At 47.2% G+C, this 1298-nt stretch carries 2 protein-coding genes; both read left to right on the top strand.

Annotated elements, in window-relative coordinates:
* Positions 1-461, top strand: a 461-nt coding sequence (locus KDK19_RS22015; protein WP_257292946.1) for a hypothetical protein, incomplete at its 5' end; no start/stop codon positions are given.
* A 111-nt stretch (positions 462-572) separates the two neighbouring features.
* The coding region (locus KDK19_RS22010) for a hypothetical protein (RefSeq protein ID WP_257292945.1) at positions 573-1298 on the top strand (726 nt) is incomplete at its 3' end.

Here is a 1298-nt window from a genome sequence, read left to right as displayed (position 1 = left end):
TCGGATTGGCCCTGGCGTCGAGTCTCACTTTCGACTTTTTCATGAACGACAACAGGATGCTCACACAATGGCTGGGCGGACCTCTGGGGCGAAGTCTCGACAAGCTTAATCGCTGGCGGAGCACGGGTGAATCGGAATATGGCTATGTGAAACGTACAGCTATTGCCACGCCTCAACGCTTCAATGAAACGGATGAAGAGTATGCAGGCCGTATTAAAACAAACAATGTAATGTTTGGCTGGACACGGAGTGAGAGTTATCTGCAATTCCGTGAAAGACGTGATCGCACCATGAAGATGTTTGACAATGGCTGGGAGAAATACTTCAAGAAAAGTGTGCCTCAATGGTCATTTTCCCATGCAGAAAGTATTCCTTACTCCTACACTCTGGGAGCCTTCTATGGATGGCAGCAGAGCGGTAATAAGAAAGTTCATGCTCATGATAAGAAAAATGCTCCTTAAGAGAGACGATAAAAAGACCGGCGACGAATTCTGATATCAGCAATCAGCGGATGAACTCTTCATAAACAAACGAAACCTACCATACTGATTTAGTTCTTCTGAGGTAGTAGAATGACAAATGCCCGTCACAATGCATTAAGCCTTGCTGTGGCCATTGCCATCGGTTCTTTCATCGTCGGTAAACAGGCACTGGCCGATCGCAGGCTGCAAACAAAGTCTGTGGATATTCAGAGCAATGGACAGGCGGAATTCACCCAGAGTGAGGTCATCGTTAACCCAACATTGGATGATGACCAGCAGCCAATCCCTAATTCCTTTACTACCACCTACCCTGATCAGGCTGAAGCCAGAGCGGGCTATGTCGTTCCTTCTGACGGCTTTACAGACATTCTTTCTGGCATTGAGGGTGGCGTTTCCGTAGTTGACCTTTTTGAAACAGACGACAATGACGCTGCTCTGAAGTACACCAAAGTCCTGAAGGTCGGTAATGAGGGAGTCTTCAGGTTCACTCATAACCTTAAAAAAAATAAACTGCTCATCGAAGTCAGGGAAGGAATGACACATCAGGATTCAATCAGGGCTGTTCGCGCTCAATCAGACAACACCCAAACATTAGATCCGTTTACGAAAGTTGCCAGCCCCGAACATCTCGCTGGAGTGCTAAAAAGCGCCAGGGAAAGAACAGGAAAACTTGGCGAAGTAGATAAATTTGTTGCACTTGCCAACCTCGAAGTAGACAAGGTTGATGTAAGAGGGCGCACCTTTATGCGTCTTGTCGCTGTCGGCGACCCTCCTCCTGAACTGCAGCGCCTGGGTCAATCGATCTTTGTTAATGAT

This window comes from Endozoicomonas sp. ONNA1 (assembly GCF_024606325.1).
GTDB lineage: Bacteria > Pseudomonadota > Gammaproteobacteria > Pseudomonadales > Endozoicomonadaceae > Endozoicomonas_A.
This window is presented reverse-complemented; position numbering and strand designations above follow the sequence as displayed.